The sequence below is a fragment of the Falsirhodobacter halotolerans genome (assembly GCF_022899245.1).
Classification (GTDB): domain Bacteria; phylum Pseudomonadota; class Alphaproteobacteria; order Rhodobacterales; family Rhodobacteraceae; genus Falsirhodobacter; species Falsirhodobacter halotolerans.
The window spans coordinates 1,800,162-1,817,708 of record NZ_JALJAZ010000001.1 but is presented as its reverse complement, the minus strand read 5'-3'; the positions used below and the strand labels follow the sequence as shown (position 1 = coordinate 1,817,708).

The 17,547-nt window shown below is 65.0% G+C and carries 18 protein-coding genes and 1 pseudogene; 11 read left to right on the top strand and 8 right to left on the bottom strand.

The window, feature by feature from the left end:
• Positions 1–82 precede the first annotated feature (82 nt).
• The 3 genes from MU449_RS09500 to MU449_RS09490 are packed head-to-tail and all read left to right on the top strand — an operon-like array spanning position 83 to position 3,479.
• The gene (locus MU449_RS09500; protein ID WP_280517648.1) at positions 83–1,660 is read left to right on the top strand and encodes a recombinase family protein; all 1,578 of its coding nucleotides are present in this window, start codon (positions 83–85) and stop codon (positions 1,658–1,660) included.
• Positions 1,654–2,547, top strand: coding sequence for a ParB/RepB/Spo0J family partition protein (locus MU449_RS09495; protein WP_244737790.1), 894 nt, complete (start codon positions 1,654–1,656; stop codon positions 2,545–2,547). Before MU449_RS09500 ends, MU449_RS09495 begins: the two co-directional genes overlap by 7 nt.
• Positions 2,544–3,479 carry a plasmid partitioning protein RepB C-terminal domain-containing protein gene (locus MU449_RS09490; RefSeq protein ID WP_244737789.1) on the top strand — a complete coding sequence of 312 codons (936 nt, stop codon included), beginning with the start codon at positions 2,544–2,546 and terminating at the stop codon, positions 3,477–3,479. The genes MU449_RS09495 and MU449_RS09490 overlap by 4 nt, the downstream gene beginning before the upstream one ends.
• A gap of 468 nt (positions 3,480–3,947) precedes the next feature.
• Here the strand turns inward: MU449_RS09490 and MU449_RS09485 are convergent, their stop codons facing one another.
• On the bottom strand, positions 3,948–4,193 hold the full coding sequence (locus MU449_RS09485) for a hypothetical protein (RefSeq protein ID WP_244737788.1): 246 nt from the start codon (positions 4,191–4,193) through the stop codon (positions 3,948–3,950).
• Positions 4,190–4,861, bottom strand: a pseudogene (locus MU449_RS09480) (YcbK family protein). The gene MU449_RS09485 and the pseudogene MU449_RS09480 overlap by 4 nt, the downstream one beginning before the upstream one ends.
• Between MU449_RS09480 and MU449_RS15935 the strand changes: the two are divergent.
• Positions 4,841–5,017 carry an integrase core domain-containing protein gene (locus tag MU449_RS15935; protein WP_425310296.1) on the top strand — a complete coding sequence of 59 codons (177 nt, stop codon included), beginning with the start codon at positions 4,841–4,843 and terminating at the stop codon, positions 5,015–5,017. The pseudogene MU449_RS09480 and the gene MU449_RS15935 overlap by 21 nt on opposite strands.
• A gap of 176 nt (positions 5,018–5,193) precedes the next feature.
• On the opposite strand, the gene MU449_RS09475 is transcribed toward MU449_RS15935, so the two are convergent.
• The 4 genes from MU449_RS09475 to MU449_RS09460 all read right to left on the bottom strand — a co-directional run bounded on the left by MU449_RS09475 (position 5,194) and on the right by MU449_RS09460 (position 9,529).
• Positions 5,194–5,589 (bottom strand): diacylglycerol kinase, encoded by a 396-nt coding sequence (locus MU449_RS09475; protein ID WP_244737786.1) that lies wholly within the window; start codon positions 5,587–5,589, stop codon positions 5,194–5,196.
• Positions 5,586–7,295 (bottom strand): phosphoethanolamine transferase, encoded by a 1,710-nt coding sequence (locus MU449_RS09470; protein ID WP_244737785.1) that lies wholly within the window; start codon positions 7,293–7,295, stop codon positions 5,586–5,588. Before MU449_RS09470 ends, MU449_RS09475 begins: the two co-directional genes overlap by 4 nt.
• 345 nt (positions 7,296–7,640) lie before the next feature.
• Positions 7,641–8,846 carry a sensor histidine kinase gene (locus tag MU449_RS09465; protein WP_244737784.1) on the bottom strand — a complete coding sequence of 402 codons (1,206 nt, stop codon included), beginning with the start codon at positions 8,844–8,846 and terminating at the stop codon, positions 7,641–7,643.
• 29 nt (positions 8,847–8,875) lie between these two features.
• Positions 8,876–9,529 carry a response regulator transcription factor gene (locus tag MU449_RS09460; RefSeq protein WP_244737783.1) on the bottom strand — a complete coding sequence of 218 codons (654 nt, stop codon included), beginning with the start codon at positions 9,527–9,529 and terminating at the stop codon, positions 8,876–8,878.
• Between the two features lie 157 nt (positions 9,530–9,686).
• On the opposite strand from MU449_RS09460, the gene MU449_RS09455 reads away from it, so the two are divergent.
• From MU449_RS09455 to MU449_RS09425, 7 genes are all read left to right on the top strand, one after another.
• The gene (locus MU449_RS09455; RefSeq protein WP_244737782.1) at positions 9,687–10,316 is read left to right on the top strand and encodes a thermostable hemolysin; all 630 of its coding nucleotides are present in this window, start codon (positions 9,687–9,689) and stop codon (positions 10,314–10,316) included.
• Entirely contained in the window at positions 10,300–11,667 is a 1,368-nt protein-coding gene (locus MU449_RS09450) for a class I adenylate-forming enzyme family protein (protein WP_244737781.1), read from the top strand. The genes MU449_RS09455 and MU449_RS09450 overlap by 17 nt, the downstream gene beginning before the upstream one ends.
• Positions 11,664–12,449 (top strand): SDR family NAD(P)-dependent oxidoreductase, encoded by a 786-nt coding sequence (locus MU449_RS09445; protein WP_244737780.1) that lies wholly within the window; start codon positions 11,664–11,666, stop codon positions 12,447–12,449. Before MU449_RS09450 ends, MU449_RS09445 begins: the two co-directional genes overlap by 4 nt.
• A gap of 14 nt (positions 12,450–12,463) precedes the next feature.
• A complete protein-coding gene (locus tag MU449_RS09440) occupies positions 12,464–13,327 on the top strand; it encodes a TauD/TfdA family dioxygenase (protein WP_244737779.1) in 864 nt (287 codons plus the stop codon).
• 13 nt (positions 13,328–13,340) lie between these two features.
• Complete coding sequence (locus MU449_RS09435; protein WP_244737778.1) at positions 13,341–13,937, top strand: DUF6134 family protein; 597 nt, start codon at positions 13,341–13,343, stop codon at positions 13,935–13,937.
• A gap of 130 nt (positions 13,938–14,067) precedes the next feature.
• Entirely contained in the window at positions 14,068–14,556 is a 489-nt protein-coding gene (locus MU449_RS09430; protein ID WP_244737777.1) for a cytochrome b, read from the top strand.
• Between the two features lie 4 nt (positions 14,557–14,560).
• Positions 14,561–15,262, top strand: a complete 702-nt coding sequence (locus MU449_RS09425) for a VIT1/CCC1 transporter family protein (protein WP_244737776.1) — start codon at positions 14,561–14,563, stop codon at positions 15,260–15,262.
• 368 nt (positions 15,263–15,630) lie between these two features.
• On the opposite strand, the gene MU449_RS09420 is transcribed toward MU449_RS09425, so the two are convergent.
• Positions 15,631–16,527, bottom strand: a complete 897-nt coding sequence (locus MU449_RS09420) for a cupin domain-containing protein (RefSeq protein WP_244737775.1) — start codon at positions 16,525–16,527, stop codon at positions 15,631–15,633.
• A gap of 9 nt (positions 16,528–16,536) precedes the next feature.
• Positions 16,537–17,268, bottom strand: a complete 732-nt coding sequence (locus MU449_RS09415) for an HpcH/HpaI aldolase family protein (RefSeq protein ID WP_244737774.1) — start codon at positions 17,266–17,268, stop codon at positions 16,537–16,539.
• Positions 17,269–17,547 lie beyond the last annotated feature (279 nt).

Below are 17,547 nucleotides of genomic sequence, written 5' to 3'. Positions count from 1 at the left end.
GGCAGATTCCATTTTGCGCCCCAGCCAAAACCCCGGGTCCGACCAGACGGAGACGCCTGCATGAACTGATCTGGAGACGGGAATGGCAGGCAGAGAGCTGCTCACAAGAAAAGAACCGGCGAAGTCCCCGCCAAAGCGACGTGCGGCTGAATATGTCCGCATGTCCACGGACCATCAGAAATATTCGACCGAAAACCAATCGGATGCGATCCGCAAATATGCGGAGGAACGCGGCTTTGAATTGGTGCGCTCCTATGCCGATGCGGGCAAGAGTGGGCTCAGGATCGAGGGTCGCGAGGCGCTGCAGCAGCTGATCCAGGATGTGCAGGACGGCACCGCGGATTTCGAGGTGATCCTTGTCTATGACGTCAGCCGATGGGGCCGTTTTCAGGACGCCGATGAATCCGCCTATTACGAATACATCTGCCGTCGCGCCAACAAGCAGGTCGAGTATTGCGCCGAGCAATTCGAAAATGATGGCGGACCGGTTGCCACGATCGTCAAGAGCGTCAAGCGCGCGATGGCGGGTGAATACAGCCGGGAACTTTCCAACAAGGTCTTCATCGGGCAGTGCCGCCTGATCGAACGCGGCTTCCGTCAGGGCGGCGCGGCGGGTTTTGGCCTTCGCCGGGTCCTGCTTGACGAACGCGGCGAGGTGAAGGCCGAGCTGAAGCGCGGTGAGCACAAGAGCTTGCAGACAGACCGGGTGATCCTGATGCCAGGACCCGACGCTGAGGTGCAGACCGTGCGCTGGATCTACAGCCGGTTCCTCAAGCACGGCCGCTCGGAAAGCGAAATCGCGGCCGAACTGAACGAGCGCGGGATCCTGACCGATCTCGGCCGGACCTGGACCCGCTCCACCGTGCACCAGATCCTGACCAACGAGAAATACATCGGCAACAACGTCTACAACCGGCGCTCCTTCAAACTGAAGCAGAAGCGGGTGGCGAATGGTCCGGAGATGTGGATCCGTTCGGAAGGGGCGTTCGATGCCATCGTCGAGCCGAAACAGTTTCAGAAAGTGCAGGCGATCATAGCCGCCCGGAACCGCCGGTTCTCGGACGACGAGATGTTGGAACGGTTGACGCGGTTGTTCCAGCGCCACGGCTACATATCCGGTCTGGTGATCGACGAGGCCGACGGGATGCCGTCCAGCGGCGCCTATGCCCACCGGTTCGGCAGCCTGATCCGGGCCTATTCCCTCGTTGGCTTCACACCGGACCGGGACTACCACTACATCGAAGTGAACCGCTTGCTGCGGCTGTTCCACGGCGACGAGGTGGAGCGTGTGATCCGCGAGATCACCCGTCTCGGCGGCACCGTGACGCGCAATCCGGCGACCGACCTGCTGACGATCAATGGCGAATTCACCGCCTCCGTCGCTGCCGCCCGCTGCCGCGAAACCTCCACCGGCGGCCTGCGCTGGAAAATCCGTTTCGACACCAGCCTCGTGCCCGACATCACCATCGCCATCCGGATGGACCGAACGAACACCGCCGCGCTCGACTATTACCTGCTGCCCCAATTCGAGATGCGAACAAAACCCCTGGGGCTTGCCGAGGAGAATGGCCTGATGCTGGACGCTTTCCGATTTGAAACGCTTGATTTCTTCTTCGACATGGCCCGCCGCGTTCCGGTTGCCGAGGTGGCACCATGGTGAGCGAAGTCGAGATGCGGGACGAAGTGCAGATCATCCCGATTTCCGCCATCACGGTGGAGAACCCGCGTGAACGCTCGGAAAAGACCTTCCGCGCGCTTGTCGACAGTATCGGCAGGGTCGGGCTGAAAAAGCCGATCACTGTCGCCCGAGTTGATGAAGAGGCGGGAGTCTCCTACCGTCTGGTCTGCGGTCAGGGTCGGATGGAGGCTTATGTCGCCCTTGGGGAAACCCAGATTCCGGCCATCGTCGTGGATGCGAGCGAGCCCGAGCGCCTTCTGCGCAGCGTGATCGAGAATATCGCCCGCCGCCAGCAGCGGCCGCTCGAGCTGTTGCAGGACATCGCCATCCTGCGCGACCGGGGATATTCAGACCATCAGATCGCCGACAAGACGGGGCTTTCCCTCGCCTATGTCCATGAAATCGGCGAGTTGATTGCCAACGGTGAGGAACGACTGCTGATCGCGGTCGAGACCGGGCAGATGCCGCTCAGCGTCGCGCTCTACATCACGCGGGCCGAGGAGAAGGACGTGCAGAAGGCGCTGGAGGCTGCTTATGCCTCCGGTGAACTGCGCGGAAAGAAATTGCTGGAGGCGCGGCGGCTGGTTGAGTTGCGCCAGCGCCACGGCAAACAGCGAGGTGGCGCGCGGAACAAACAGCCACGCGCGCGAATGACTTCTGCCGCGCTGGTCAAAGCCTATCGCGCCGAGGCCGAGCGACAGCAGGACATGGTCCGCAGGGCGCAGTCGACGCGAAGCAGCCTCCTGTTTCTCGATGCGGCATTGCAGTCTCTGCTGAAGGACGAAAACTTTCTAACGCTGCTCCGTGCCGAGGGCCTCGACAGCCTGCCGCGCATCATCATCGACGGGTTGCGGGAGCCAAGAGCATGACACACATGGGGAAAATGCCTCCGCCGAAGAACCCGGGATTCGAGGCGAACCTCCGCACGATCCCGATCGATGCGATCCTGCCGGTCAAGCAGTTGCCAGTCACCGTGACCAAGAGTCAGAAATATGGGCAGATCGCCGCGTCGATCCGCGAGGTCGGGCTGATCGAACCGCCGGTGGTCGCCCGCGCGGCTGGGCAGGACGGATCCTTCATCCTTCTGGATGGCCATGTTCGGCTCCATGTTCTGAAGGAACTGGGCGAGACGACCGTCACCTGCCTGGTGGCGACCGACGACGAATCCTTTACCTACAACAAGCGCATCAGTTGCCTCGCCACGATCCAGGAGCACAAGATGATCCTGCGCGCGGTCGAGCGCGGCGTATCGGAGGCCCGTATCGCTGCAGCCTTGAATGTGAACATCGCGCTGATCCGACAGAAGCGGACCCTGCTGAACGGCATCTGTCCGGAGGCAGCCGAACTGCTGAAGGCCAGGCACTGCCCGATCAACAGCTTCCGGTCCCTGCGGAAGATGAAGCCCCTGCGGCAGATTCAGGCGGCGGAACTGATGATCGCCGCGAACAACTACACTGTGCCCTATGTCGAGGCGATCCTCGCAGCATCTGACGCCACAGACCTAGTTGACCCAACTGCAAAGAAGCCACCTGCAGGCGTAACGCGCGAACAAGCCGAGCGAATGAAGGCCGAGATGGCCAACCTGCAAAAGAACATAAAGCTGATCGAAGGCACCCTTGGACCCGATCACCTTCGGCTGGTGGTGGCCGGTCGCTATGTCGAGCGGCTCCTGAAGAATGACCGTCTCGCCCGCTACCTCGACAAGAACCACGGTGAAATCCTCGGCGAGTTTCGGCAGATCGTCGCGGGCCTGGCGCAGCCAGCGCCCACGACGGAAGCGCGGAGCAGTGAGGCCGATTAGTTCGCCAACTGTCCTTCTATCAACGATGGGGACCCGGACCCGAAAGCGCGGGGACCGCAGGAGACGCCGGACAGTGGGCCGGATCAAGGGCGGCGGTGGGGATGGCGGCGAACCCGCTCGGAGCCTGCCAGGCTGGCTAGAGTTTTCGCCAGCCCAATGGTCGGATTCCGGCCATTGAAAGGGGCAGGCGCATCCGCCGCCGAAGGTGAATGCGCCCGTTTATCATAGCGAAGCCCCTAAATTTCTCGTTCCACCGGAACCCGAATCCTTTGAGGCAGACGGAGTTGCATTCGCGCAGTTGCCTGGAAGAGCTTTCACCTGCACGCCCGCGCTTGATCGCGCAACACGGCGTAGTCGCCCAGCATCCTGACGATGACGGCCCCTTCCGGCAGGGCTTCGACCTCGTCGGCGGCCCGCGCCTGATCGGCTGCCGAACAGTCGACCACGGGCGGACAGGGAGCGCCGACGTCAGAACCGCCCATCGCGCAGGCGCTCAGCCAGAGCATCGCGATCAGGAGGGCGGCGGGCGGCGGCGTCGAGCATCTGGCGGTGGATGGCATCGTTTCTCTCTCGGACTTCAAGCCGTTCGGCCGCGCGCCCGACGCGTTCATCGGCGCGACGCAAGTTGAACAGGAACAGCAGGATCGCTCCGGCGGTGAGGATCAGGCCCAGCGCCTTTCGCACCGGGCCATGAGTCAGGAGCAGGCCAATCATCGCTGGCCTTGCTTCCAGTCGTCGAGCCGGGCGTAGATGGTGACGGCAATGCCGATCAGCGCGATGGCGATCAGGACCCAGCGCAAGGTGTCGAGGTAGGGCACCAGCGGCTGGATTGTGGACTGGGTTTCCGCAAGAACGTCCTGCAGCACCTCCACCCCGGCCGCGCCAACGGTGGCTGCACCCGCCGCACCGCCACCGCGCAGCGTGCGGCTTTCCGATAGGACTTCGCGCGCGGGCGGCAGTTCCGGTGCGAAGGGCACGGGCCGGGGCGGGAACGCATCGCCCCAGGACCGGGCAGGCCCGAGGTCGATGTGCATGAAGCCGGAGCGGGGGTAATAGCCGAAGCCGAGGAAGCCCACGGCCCGTGCCGCCGCCTCGAATGCCACCGGATCATGGTTCGACATGGCGATGTCGAAGGCGGTGGCCTGCATGTGCTTCGAGGCCGGGGCCCCGCCGACAGCGCGGTTGTGCTCGGGGCTGCGATAGGCCGAGCGCACGATCAGCGGCTTGCCCAGCCGGTCGCGCAGGGCCTGTAACTTGTCCATGGCTTCGGTATTGATCTTGATCGCGCCGGTACCGCGGCAGGCAATTTCGGCGGCCGAGAAGTTCGGCCAGCGCTAGGTGCTCTCAGGCACGTCGCGCCAATGGGGGTAGGTTACCTGCATACTTGGGACACAGGGTCTCAGGCAAAGGCCGCCACCGGAGCTTGGGTCACCTTCTATAACCATCGCCGGTCACACACTGCCCATGGCGGGCTGCCCCCCGCCGTGGTCTACTTCAACAGAACCGAAACCGACCGGCAGGCACAGGCAATCGCTTAAATATCCCCGAAAACTGTCAAAAGATCGGGGAGTAGCTCAAAGACATCCGGTCAAACCCGACACTCACGACATGAGCTCTTCAACCCATCGCCGTAAGCTGAGGTAGGTTACGGGGCACGGCACTTGCATAATATCGTTGCAATCATGCCGGCGCGGGCCCCGGAATGACGGACGTTTCAAAAGAACATCACGATCCCCCAATACGCCACGACCACGGCAATCAGGAGGCCGCACGCCAAGGAGCCGAGGTCCTTGGCCTGTTTGGCAGGCTCCGACCACTCCGGAGAAACATGATCTGTGAGAACCTCGATCGCGGTATTCATCGCCTCCATTGCCAGAAGCACGGCCGAAAGGATGCAGAAACCGCCGATGTCGCGAGCGGATGCGCCGGTCGCCAAAAGCGATGCGATCCCAAGGGCGATAATCGCCATCTCATGACGTGCGGCCGTTTCACGGGCCAAACGTCGTGCCCCTGCGAGTGTATATGTCCCTGCGGCGAGGAGGTGGCGAAGGCCGGTCTCGCGGGGGGGGCGGGGTTTCGAAGGGCGTTCGGAACGGACGTTCAGGGTCATGCGCCGGCCCCCTGGCATTGGGCGGTCAGATCAAGCGAAGGGTCGTGGACCTTGGTCGTGATGTCCATCATCCCCAGAACGGTGTGGAACAGGTTGTCCTGACTGGTCGGCGCGGAGGTTTTGGCCTTCACGCAGGCCGTGTCGATCCGCATCGCCGCCGTGTAGGAGGGGGGCAGCCACATCACGAAGGGCACGTGGGTCTGTTCGTCCGGCGCCATGAACCGAGGTGCCGCGTGCAGATACAGCCCGTTTTCTTCCAGACTTTCGCCGTGGTCGGACAAAAACACCACCGCCGGTATCACCCTCGACTGTGCGGCCAGCATGTCGATGGCCTGTGCCAGCACATGATCGGTAAAGAGAATGGAGTTGTCGTAGGCGTTCACGATCTCCTCGGTGGTGCATTTGCGGAAGTTGGTCGTGGTGCAGGCGGGTTGGAATGCGCCGAACCCGTCCGGGTAGCGTTGGTAATAGCCGGGGCCATGGCTGCCGGCCATGTGCAGGACAAGAACGGTGTCTTCGGTCATGGTGTTGGCTGTCTGCTGGATGATCGGAAGCAGGGCGGCATCCGTGCATTCGCCGCTTGCGCAGGCGGCGGGATCGAGGGTGGCCTCGACGGTGTGGGTTTCAATCCGGTCCGCGACATTTTGCGATCCCGTGTTGTTGTCCCACCAGACGGTTTTCACACCGGCATGTTCCAGCACATCCATCAGGTTCTCGGACCCGCGGAACTTGGTTTCGCTGTATTCGCTGCGCGTGAACGGGGAAAACATGCACGGAATGGACACGGCCGTTGCCGTCCCGCAAGAGGTGGTGTCGGTGAAGGCGATCACGTCGCGCTTTGCCAGTTCGGGCGTGGTGTCGCGCGCATATCCGTTCAGGCCGAAGTTCTGCGCGCGGGCCGTTTCACCGGCGAACAGCACCAGAAGCACGGGTTTGTCCGCCCCCTCGATACGTGGACCCTTCGCGGCATCCGTGCCCAGATCCTCGACCACCAGATTTGATGATCGCATCTGCAGCCGGACATACCGCGCCACCGCGCCGATCGACGCACCGGGCTGGTAAGAGCCGAGGATTTCGCGATGTTCGCGAACGGTGGACGCGATGGTGGCGTAGTCGGAATAGATCAGGCCCAAGGTCAGCGTCAGCGTCGCCACGATCCCGGCGGGCCAGCGCCACAGCAACTGCATCCGCCGGGGATGCGCGATCCGGGGCAGAAAGACCAGCATGGCCGGCAGGACCCCCGTCAGCCCCAGATACAGAACGTAATCGCCGGTGATCAGCTGGCGCGATTCCGCGGGCGTGGTCCGCATGATGTTCTGGATCATGTCCCGGTCGATCAGGATGCCGAAGCGGGACTGATAAAAACTTGCGGCCGAGGCCACGAGGATCAGCAGCGCCAGCACGGGCCGCTGCACATAGGGCAACGTGAAGCAAGCGAAGGTGAACAGCGTCAGCCCGAATACCGCAGCCCCGAAGACCAGAGTGTCGCCCGATGTCCCAAGTGCACCGTGAAGCGTTCGCCAGAAGCCTGCGTTGCACAGGATCATGACATAGGCGGCGGTGATCAGGTTCAAAACCCACGGCGACAGAACCGGTCGACGCAAAAGCAGGTTGGGCATGGAAAGGGCCTCGTGGCAGGTGACAGGGTCGGGGCCGTTCCGTGTCGCGCGTTCCCCCCCACGCAGGTATTGGGCTGCGGCGATCACCGGCTTCCTTCGGACCTGCCATGCGACCTGAACCTTGCACGCGCCTTACAGAGCGCGGGCTCATTCCGCTTTTTGGCGAAGGATGACAAGACGATGGTCGCCATGGGGCGTGAGAAGGCGGTGTACCCCTTGGGGATCGGCCCGCCATGGCCGGATGCGTGTTGCCCCGCCTGCCGCTTCTGGTCACCCGAGGCGGGGGGGGCAGGTTTTGGTCAGGCGAAAGCGCGCTTGGGACGTGGTGTCCGATGGCGCATTGGGGGCGATCGCCCGCTTCGTGCTTTCTTCAAGCCGGCCGCCTTGCCGCACAATCCACAAGGCTCATGCTGCTTTGGCGAGCATAGAGTGTCAGGAGGTTCGGCTTTCCGACACGTGAATGGGCTGAAACCTTAGAACCACCGTGGCTTGGCCGGCGGCCATGGCGTAATCCATGTCGATACGTTGCGCCTGGGCAAGTTGCGCCACGATCGCGAGGCCCAATCCCGTTCCTTGCGACATGGCGGATTTGTCGAAGATGGCGTGGCGGAATTGGGCGTCCGGCCCGACCGAGTTCGAAATTCGCAACTCGGGCCCCGGTGCCAGCATCACCCGAATGTTCCCTGTGCCATGGGCCTTGGCGTTGGCCAGAAGATTTCGCAGGATCATCGCCATCGCGTCGGGATCGACCGCGACGGGCATCTGTTCCATCTCGTCGTCTTCGAACACGACCGGAATGCCAGCCTCCGCGATCACCACCCGCGTCACCTGCACCAGATCGCAGGTTCCGGCGCTGATCATTCCGGCTTCGGCCCGCGACAGTTCCAAAAGACGCTCGACCAGACGCCCCATCCGTCCGCACGCTGCCGCAAGCCGGGTGGCCGCATCCGAGTCCGCCAGTCCCGCGGCCATCAGCTGCGCCTGCGCCGAGGCGGCGGCCAGTGGTGTTCGCAATTCATGCGCGGCATTGTTGGCGAACCGCCGTTCCGCGTCGATCCGGGCCCGGATCACGTCCAGATAGGCATTCAGCGCGGTGGGAAGCGAGGCCAGTTCGGTCGGAAGGTCGGGGGCCGTCACCGCAGAGAGGTCCTGCGCGGACCGTTGGCGCAAATCCTCGGCAAAGCGGGTGGCGGGCCGAAGCGCCGATCCCACCGTTCCCCGTATCGCGATCGGGGCCGCCAGCAGCACGGGCAGCATCAGGACGATCAACCACGTCAGGCTCTCGCGCAGTTCGTCCCGGCGCCACATGTTCGTGTGGCCCACTTCGACGACAAGATTGTCGGCGGGATCGCTCAGCCGAAAGACCCGCCATCCGGGGATGTCCTGTCCGCCATCGGCCGGCACAGGGGGCCAGGGGGCGTCGGTGATCGTGGTGCCCGCATCGATGATCCGAATCGCGCTGTCCTCCAGCGCCAGAACCCCAAGATTGTCCGCCCCCTCATACAATGCGAGGGCGAGACGGGCCGATCCGGCCAGACTGTCATCCATCAGTTCGGACATCTCGTGCGATATGACGAAGGCCGCCAGCCCCACCCCCGTCAACCACGCCGCGCAGGCACCCAGAACGACCCGGTGCACCAGCCTTTGTCGCAAGGACCAAGGCCGCGTCACGGGATGAGGTATCCCAGCCCGCGCCGCGTCTCGATCGCGTCCGCACCCAGCTTGCCCCGCAGGCGCGAGACATAGACTTCGACCGCGTTCCCCTCGATCGCGTCGTCGAACGCGTAAAGCCGCTGTTCAAGCACCTGTTTCGACAGCACGCGTCCCCGTGACGACAGCAGGGCGTCGAACAGGGCCCATTCGCGCGATGTGAGCCGGATCTCGGCATCGCCCCTGAAAAGGCGGGCGCCCGCGCGGTCGATCCGCAGCGCACCCAGACGGCTTTCGGGGGCCGGATCCCCCGAGGCGCGGCGGGCATGGGCGCGAAGACGGGCCTCGATCTCGGCCAGATCGTAGGGTTTGACGACGTAATCATCCGCGCCCGCATCCAATCCCGCGATCCGTTCGGATATCTGGTCATGCGCGGTGGCGATGATGACCGGCACGCGGTTTCCGCCCCGCCGCAGATCGCGCAGAAGCGTCAACCCCGATCCGTCGGGCAGCGCGAGATCGAGCAGGATCGTGTCGAACACCGCCACGTCCAGCGCCGCGCGGGCGCCGTCAAGATCGGGCGCGTGATCGACCGCGTGGCCTTGCGCGCGCAGGAAACGAACCAGCGCGTGGGCGATGTCGTCCTCATCCTCAATCAGCAATATGCGCATTCAATTCCCCCCGTCGTCGCGAACATGACTGGCCTTGGGGGGCAGATCAACGGGATTCACCCGGTCGCGCTTTCGTGACCGGATCGGGGCTGTCTGTAAGGTTGCTGCAAGTGGGGGGCTTTAGAGCGGGGGCATGAACCATGCGAAGGGCCCTTTCATGCAAGCACTGCGCCATTCCCCGGACCATACCCTGCGGCTGGACATCCTGCCGCCATCCGATAACGGCTGGCCGGACGCGGCCGGGATGATACGGGCCCATTTCCACCACGTCTATCAGGCCACGATTACGGTCCCCGCCGTCGATCTGGCGGTTGCCCGATCGCCCTCGGGGGTGATCCTCGGGGCGGCGGGCATCCGGGGGGCGGAAAGCGGGTTTTTCTCGCAAGCCTATCTCGACCGCCCCGTGGCCGACATCCTGTCGCAAACCGCGGCCGAACCGGTGCGGAACGACGATATTCTGGAGGTCGTGTCCATGGCCTGTCCACGGGCCATCGCCACCCTGCCGCTGATCGAGGAAATCGCCGCCGAAGCCCGCCGTCGCGCCAAGTCCTGGTGCCTGTTCACCGCCACCACCCCGCTGGCCGCGCTTTTGCGGCGCACCGGCGTGCCGCTGCTGACACTGGCCCCTGCACGGCGCGAATGCCTGCCCGACGCTGCCGCGTGGGGCCGCTACTATGACACGGACCCGTGGGTCTGCGCCCTTCAGGAACGGGGCGATCCGCTCCGCTTCATGCCTCGCTCGTCCCGCATTTCGCACAAGGTGCCCCCCCATGCACCCCATCTTTGACGCCCTGTCCCGCCATGCCCGCACACGGGCCGATGCGACCGCATTCCGCCATGCCGACCGCCGCATCAGCTGGGGGGGCCTGGCGGACGCGATCACCCACGCCGCGAAGGCCTTCGCCGCCGGCCCCCGAACGGTCGGCCTGCATCTGAGCGGCATCGACTATGTCATCGCCGATCTGGCCGCGACCTTGGCGGGATGCCGCGTCGTTCCGGTGCCGGCGTTCTTCTCGGACGGGCAGATCGCGCATCTGCTGGCCGATTCCGGGGCCACGCTGATCGACCGGCTGCCCCGCTCCGATCAGGCGCTGGCGCTGACCTATTCCGGCGGGTCAGAGCGGATCATCTACACCTCGGGCACCACGGGACGGCCCAAGGGGGTGGTGCTTGGGGATCGCCAGTTGACCGCGCAGACGCAGGCGCTGGCTGCCGCCATCGGTGCCGTGGCGGACGACCGCTATCTTTCGGTGCTGCCACAAGCGCAATTGCTGGAACAGATCTGCGGCATCTTCGTGCCGGTGCTGGCAGGTGCGGAAACCGTGATCGCGGCGGAAGGCCAGTCCTGCCTGTTCAGCGGCAACGGCGCGCCGCTTGCGCGATTTGCCGACGCATCCCGCCCGACCGTGACGGTTCTGGCCCCCCGCCAACTGACCCTGTGGGTCGCGGCGCTGCGTCAGGGGGGCCGGGCGCCGGACAGCCTGCGGTATATCGCGGTGGGCGGCGCGCCCGTCGCGCCGGAACTGCTGGGCGAGGCGCGTACCCTCGGCCTGCCCGTGGCCGAGGGATACGGCCTTTCGGAAGCATCATCGGTCGTCGCGATCACCCCCGCGCATGGCACGGGAATGGTGCCGGTGACCGGCGTGGACCTGTGGCTTGAGGATGGAGAGATCGTGGTGGATGGGCCGAACGTCATGGCAGGCTATCTGGGGGCCGCGCCCCATTCGGGGCCGTGGCGGACCGGCGACATGGGGCGGCTGACCGAGGGACGGCTGACGGTGCTGGGGCGGCGGGACGGGATGATCCTGCGCGCGTCGGGGCGCAATATCGCGCCCGAATGGGTCGAGGCGGCCGCCCTGGCCGATCCTGCCATTCCGGCGGCGGCCCTGATCCTGACGCCGGATGACAGGTTGCTTCTGGTGCTGGCCGCCGCGGCCACCCCCGACACGCTGTCCCTTGCGGCGCGGCTGGCCGATCTGCCGGAATATGCCCGGCCCGAAGCGCTGGTCTTTGCCGATCCGCGCCATGCGGGGCTTATCCGCTCCTCGGGGCTGGCCGACCGTCAGGTCGCGGCGCGCATCGCGCAGACGCCCGGCGCACGGACGGTTCCGCTTCCGGCGCTGGCGGTGACGGCATGACCGCGCGCACCGTTCTGATCACCGGGGCTGGCTCCGGCATCGGCCGCGCACTTGCGATCGAGGCCGACCGCCATGGCCACCGCCTCCTTTTGGTCGGTCGCCGGGCCGACGCGCTGGCCGACACGGCGAAGGGGCTGCGGGATGCGCTTGTCCTGCCCGCCGATGTGACCACATCCGACGGGCGCGCCACGATCGCGCGGGTGGTGGCCGACACGGGCCTCGACATCCTTGTCAACAATGCGGGTGTCGTGCCGTCGGGCATGGCGGAGACCGGCGACGATGCCACCATTGCCGCGACGCTGGCGCTGAACGTCGCCGCGCCGATGGCGTTGACCCGCGATCTTCTGGGCGCATTGGAGGTCAGCCGGGGTCAGGTCGTCAATGTCGGCTCGGTGTTCGGCGACATCGCGTTCCCCTACTTCACGCTCTATTCCGCGTCGAAATTCGCGCTTCGCGGCTATTCGGACGCGTTGCGGCGGGAACTGGCCCCCCGCGGGATTGCCGTCACCTATCTTGCGCCGCGCGCCACGCGCACGGATGCGGCGCAAGGGTTCGATGCGCTGATCGGCCCGATGGCCATGACGCTCGACAGCACGGAGACGGTGGCCGCCCATGCATGGCGCGCCATCGCCGCGCGGCGGCGCGAACAGATGCCCGCCTCGCGTGAGCGGCTGTTCGTGGCCCTGCAACGCCTGCGGCCCGCCCTGATCGACCGCGCGCTGATCCGCCTTGTCCGCGATCCGGCGGTCATCGCCGCCGCCCGCAACCACAGTCCTTCCTGAAAGACGAGGGTATCATGACCTACAACATCCTGCGCCATCGCGACCATCCGGGTGGCCTGACCGATCCCGGCCTGCTTGCCGCCATTCGCGACGATCTTGTCCGCGACGGCTGGACCCTGCTGCGCGGGTTCGATCCCGACATGGCCGATTTCTCGGGCGTGGTGACCATGCTGTGCCAGCGCGTCACCTTCGACCCGGCGCGCAACCATACCACCGGCACGACGCAGATGGTGGAGGCGGGCCACGGCCCCATCGGCCTGCATATCGAGAACGGCAACACCCCCCGATGCCCCGATATCGTCACCTTCTTCGCCCAGACGGCCGCGTTCGAGGGGTCGCAGACCACGATCTGCGACGGTCGGGCGGTGTGGGACCGGTTCGACGACGCGCGGCAGGCCCGCTGGTCGCAGCGCATGACGGTGGAGCGTATTCTTCCCGAAGCGATCTGGAAACGGTATCTTGCCAATGAACATCCCGCCATCTCGGACCCGGCGCAGGTGACGATGGATCATGTGCTGCAATTCAAGGCCGCGATCCCGGATCAGGATTTCGACCTGCACGCCGATGGCTCGCTGACCTACCGGATCGTGCTGGACCCGGTGCGAACCTCGGTCTTCGGCGGCGATACGCGGGGCTTTGCCAACGCGGTCCTTGGCCCGTCGCACAACTATCAGCCGCCCCGCTACACCTTCGCGGACGGGACCGAAGTGACATCGACCGAAATCGAGGAGATCCGCGCCATCGCCGAAGGCGTGACCCACGAGATCAACTGGCAGGACGGCGATATCGCCATTCTGGACAATACGCGCGTCATGCATGGCCGACGCGCCATCGCAGACACCAATCGCAATCTTTTCATCGGCATGGGAACACTTTGACATGGCACAGCATATGACCCGCGTTCTTACGCTTCTGACCGCATTGGCCTTGGCCCCTGCCGCAATGGCGGCCCCGGCGGCCAGCGTCCCGGCATCCGGCCAATTGGCCTTCGACGTCATCCGCAACGGCCGTGATATCGGCGACTATGTTGCCACCTTTCATGGGTCGGGCAATGACCTGACCGTGGATATTGCAACCCACGTGTCGGTGAAGCTGCCGGTCATCGGCATCAGCGCCTACCGTTTCAACCAGACCAGCACCGAGACGTGGCGCGGAGGGCGGCTGGCCGCCCTCAATTCGAAAACGGATGACAATGGCACCCCGCATGACATCAAGGTGGGTGCCACGGCGCTTGTCCCCGCAAGCCTTTGGAACGCCGACCTCGTTCACGCCTCTTCCGTTCTCAACACCATCGACGGCAGCACCGATCAGATCTCCGTTCGTAATCTGGGCGCGGAAAACGTCATGACCGGATCGGGCCAGGTTCAGGCCACGCATTACGCGGTGCGCGGCGGTCTGGATCGTGACGTCTGGTATGCGGGAAGCAAACTTGTCCATGTCCGCTTCACCGCGGATGACGGATCGCAGGTCGATTACGTCCTGCGGTGAAGCTTTCAATTGCGCGGCGGGGACATCCGGTGTGACATCGTCCCCGCAGAACCGGAATGTGCCGGCGACTGTCAGTTTCCTGTAAGCCGCGCATGACATCCATGCTTCAGTCACCCTTGGGAGGAACGTCATGACCCATCGCAGCGGATACACCCGCACGCAGATCGCGATTCACTGGGCCATCGCCGCCCTCGTCGTGTTCAACTACATCTACAGCGACGGAATGGGGCGGGCCTTCGATGCGATGATGAGGTCGACTCCGGGCTCTGACACGGGTTTCCAGCCCGCCATCCATGTGTGGGTCGGCATGGCTGTCCTTGCGCTGATCGTGCTGCGGATGATCGTTCGTCTGGGCCAGGGCGCACCCGAGCCCGGCGGCAGCGGGATCCTGCAATCCATGGCGGTCTGGGTTCACCGCGCCCTTTACGCGCTGATGCTGGCGGTTCCGGTCTTCGGCGCGGTCACCTGGTTCGGCCGGATCGGGGCGACCGGCGATTTGCACGCCGTTCTTGCCAATACCTTGCTTATCGTCGCAGGTCTTCATGCGGCGGCCGCCCTCGCACACCAGTTCATTCTGCGCGACGGGCTTTTGATGCGCATGATCCGCCCGAAGGGTTGAGAGGATGACCCCCGAACCCGCCCATGAGGAAGTGCATTACATCAACCGCTCGGGCTGGCTGCGGGCGGCGGTTCTGGGGGCGAATGACGGTATCGTTTCGGTGTCGTCGCTGATCGTCGGCGTCGCGGCGTCTGATCCGGGGCATACGGCCGTCCTGATTGCCGGCGCGGCGGGCCTTGCCGCCGGGGCGATGTCGATGGCCGCCGGAGAGTATGTGTCGGTCAGTTCGCAGTCCGACACGGAAAAGGCCGACATCGCGCGCGAACGCCACGCTCTTGCGACCACACCGATCGCCGAGGAGGCCGAGCTTGCCGCGATCTTCGAAGCGCGCGGCCTGTCCCACGCCACCGCCGCGCTGGTGGCCCGTGAACTGACGGAAAAGGACGCCCTTGGGGCGCATGTTCGCGAGGAACTCGGGCTGTCCGAGATCAATTCGGCCAATCCGCTTCAGGCGGCGTTCACGTCCGGCGTGACGTTTTCCGTCGCGGCGGCGGTTCCGCTGATGGCCGCCTGGCTTGCGCCGCCCACCATGATCTTCGGCGTGGTCATTCCCGTGACACTTGTCAGCTTGGGCGTCCTTGGGACGCTTGGGGCCCATGCGGGCGGTGCGCCGAAACGGCCCGCAGCGGCGCGCGTCATCTTCTGGGGGGCCGCGGCCATGGCGATCACGGCCGCAGTCGGAACGATCTTCGGCGTTCACGCGTGATCGGCCCAGTGTCGAAAGACCGCCAGAAATGACGGAACGGAGGGCATTTGACGCGCGGGATGGGGAGCATCCGGGCTGGGGCCAGGATCTGACGAGTTCACCGGAACGACCTGCTTCGTTTGCCGTGGGGGCGTGAATGATGCGCTTTTACGGCTGATCGGTGCGCAGATGCGTCGTGGACGCGCCAGCCAACCGGGCGGCGATGGGCGTCGTGGTGGCACGTGCGTTTGACTGAGCGAGTGCCGCAGGCGCGAGACCGGCGGTGGGGGCCGGGATTGTCCGCTAATGGCAAGTGTCGCGTCAGCAAGGGCACGTCACTTTGAATTCGGGGGCGGGCCCGCCACGCGGGGCAGGGGCCCGCCCATTTGTCAGGCGGGATAATCGGCGGCGTTCAGCACCCAGCCCGGCTTGGCGTTGAAATCCTCGCGCGGGGGGCAGAAGATGTCCACCAGGCGGTTAAGTCCCTCACCCTTGGCGCGACTGGTGTGGATGACCGGGGGCGGGATCACCAGCACCGACGGGCCCGTAACCTCGATCGCCTTGTCCGCGCGCCAGTCGGCCATGTCAGTCGTCCACGGCCAGCGCAGGTGATGGTCGTAGGCGCCTTCCAGCAGAAGCGAGCACTGCTCGAAATCGTCGTGATGATGAGGCGAGACCGAGGACGGCGCGCGCGGCCCTTCACGCGCGTCCAGCATGTTCACCATGAAGGTCGTGCAGCGGAAGATGCGTCCGAAACGGCCCTTTTCGGGCGGCACGTCCAATGAATAGCTGCGCAGCCTCAACCCCTCGGGCGGTGCGGGCCAGGGGGCGAATTCGGGGATATGGGTCCGGGGCTTTTCATAGGCCGCGGCATTGGCACAGTTCTCGACCATGTCCCTGGACCGGGCGGTGAAAAGCCGGACCAGAACCCCGCCTTCGGGCAGAGTGACGCTGCTGGCTCCGGGAGGCAGGAAGGCGATATGACCGCCCGCCAGTTCGGCCCTGTCTTCCCCTGCGACAAGGATCGAAGGAGCGTCGGGCATCAGCGCGACATATTCGTCGATCTGGTCTTGACGGGTCAGGCTGCCGCCCGGGTTCAATTCGGAATAAGCGACCACGAAATTGTGGCCGCGTATGAACCACGTCCTGCCCTCGGCATCGTCGATCTGCGGCGGCGTGTCGTAGAAGGTCGCAAGCTGCTCTTCGGCCACCAGACCGGTCAGAACTTTGGCGGGGCCTTTCGGGGCGGGGGCAAGCTGCGCCCGCGGGTCGGATTTGTCGTACATGAAAGCCTCTCAGGAGCTGATGTCGAATGCCTTGCGAGTTTCGGCCAGGCTTGCCGCCGCGGCCTTGCGCAAAAGCGTCTGGTCGGACGAGACGATGAAACCGGTCGCGCCCAGCCCCGCCATCGCGGCAGCATCCTCGGGGCCTGCTGCCATCACGCAGATGCCCTTGCCCGCGCTGCGGGCGGCCGCGCAGATCGCCTCGGTCGCGGCGGTGACGGGGGCGGACCCGGCCTTGTCCTGGCCGTAGGCGACGGTCAGATCCCCCCGCCCGATGAACACGCCGTCCAGCCCGTCGACCGCCAGGATATCATCCAACACCTCCAGTGCCGAAGGATCCTCGATCATGGCAAGGACGGTGGCGCGGGCGTCCTGCTCGTCCAGATGGGCGGCAATGGTGCGGCCGCCGAAATCGCCCGCGCGGGTGGTGGAGGAATATCCGCGCGCGCCCGTCCGGTAACGCGCGGCGGCAACGATACGGCGCGCCGTCTCGGCACTGTCGACATGAGGCACCAGCACGCCGTCGCCGCCACAATCCAGCACGGCCTGAATCGCCGCAGGCTCACTCGATGGAACCCGGACAAGGCCGCCGATGCCGTAGGCCCGGCAGGCAAGCAGCATGAGATCGATGCTTTCGCGGTTGAGCGCGCCATGCTCTTCGTCGATGACGACGAAATCATAGCCGAGCGTTCCAATGATTTCGGTCGGCATGGTATGGGCGATCTTCAGGAAGGTGCCGACCATCTTATCGCCCGCAAGGAAGCGTTGCCTGAAATGGGGTGAAGCGTGATGCATGGATCCTCCTGTCCGATGCGGGGCCGCCAGATGCCCATCCGTGCCCGCCCTCCTGATTTACGGCGACCATCCACGTCAGGACCGACGACGCGCAAGGTGGGCTTCATTGTATTCCGCCAAGCGAAATGCTCACGGGGCCGATATTGAGGAGCCGAGCCCTGCAATCCAAGTTGCCGCCACGATGACCACAGGGCAGAACCAGGGTCGAGGAGAGGTCGCACCGGGACC

Excerpts from the sequence above, each read along its gene's own strand:
- MU449_RS09500 (WP_280517648.1), top strand. The coding sequence starts at position 83 with ATGGCAGGCAGAGAGCTGCTCACAAGAAAAGAACCGGCGAAGTCCCCG.
- MU449_RS09495 (WP_244737790.1), top strand. The coding sequence starts at position 1,654 with ATGGTGAGCGAAGTCGAGATGCGGGACGAAGTGCAGATCATCCCGATT.
- MU449_RS09490 (WP_244737789.1), top strand. The coding sequence starts at position 2,544 with ATGACACACATGGGGAAAATGCCTCCGCCGAAGAACCCGGGATTCGAG.
- MU449_RS09485 (WP_244737788.1), bottom strand. The coding sequence starts at position 4,193 with ATGATTGGCCTGCTCCTGACTCATGGCCCGGTGCGAAAGGCGCTGGGC.
- MU449_RS15935 (WP_425310296.1), top strand. The coding sequence starts at position 4,841 with ATGGGGGTAGGTTACCTGCATACTTGGGACACAGGGTCTCAGGCAAAG.
- MU449_RS09475 (WP_244737786.1), bottom strand. The coding sequence starts at position 5,589 with ATGACCCTGAACGTCCGTTCCGAACGCCCTTCGAAACCCCGCCCCCCC.
- MU449_RS09460 (WP_244737783.1), bottom strand. The coding sequence starts at position 9,529 with ATGCGCATATTGCTGATTGAGGATGAGGACGACATCGCCCACGCGCTG.
- MU449_RS09455 (WP_244737782.1), top strand. The coding sequence starts at position 9,687 with ATGCAAGCACTGCGCCATTCCCCGGACCATACCCTGCGGCTGGACATC.
- MU449_RS09450 (WP_244737781.1), top strand. The coding sequence starts at position 10,300 with ATGCACCCCATCTTTGACGCCCTGTCCCGCCATGCCCGCACACGGGCC.
- MU449_RS09445 (WP_244737780.1), top strand. The coding sequence starts at position 11,664 with ATGACCGCGCGCACCGTTCTGATCACCGGGGCTGGCTCCGGCATCGGC.
- MU449_RS09440 (WP_244737779.1), top strand. The coding sequence starts at position 12,464 with ATGACCTACAACATCCTGCGCCATCGCGACCATCCGGGTGGCCTGACC.
- MU449_RS09435 (WP_244737778.1), top strand. The coding sequence starts at position 13,341 with ATGACCCGCGTTCTTACGCTTCTGACCGCATTGGCCTTGGCCCCTGCC.
- MU449_RS09430 (WP_244737777.1), top strand. The coding sequence starts at position 14,068 with ATGACCCATCGCAGCGGATACACCCGCACGCAGATCGCGATTCACTGG.
- MU449_RS09425 (WP_244737776.1), top strand. The coding sequence starts at position 14,561 with ATGACCCCCGAACCCGCCCATGAGGAAGTGCATTACATCAACCGCTCG.
- MU449_RS09420 (WP_244737775.1), bottom strand. The coding sequence starts at position 16,527 with ATGTACGACAAATCCGACCCGCGGGCGCAGCTTGCCCCCGCCCCGAAA.
- MU449_RS09415 (WP_244737774.1), bottom strand. The coding sequence starts at position 17,268 with ATGGTCGGCACCTTCCTGAAGATCGCCCATACCATGCCGACCGAAATC.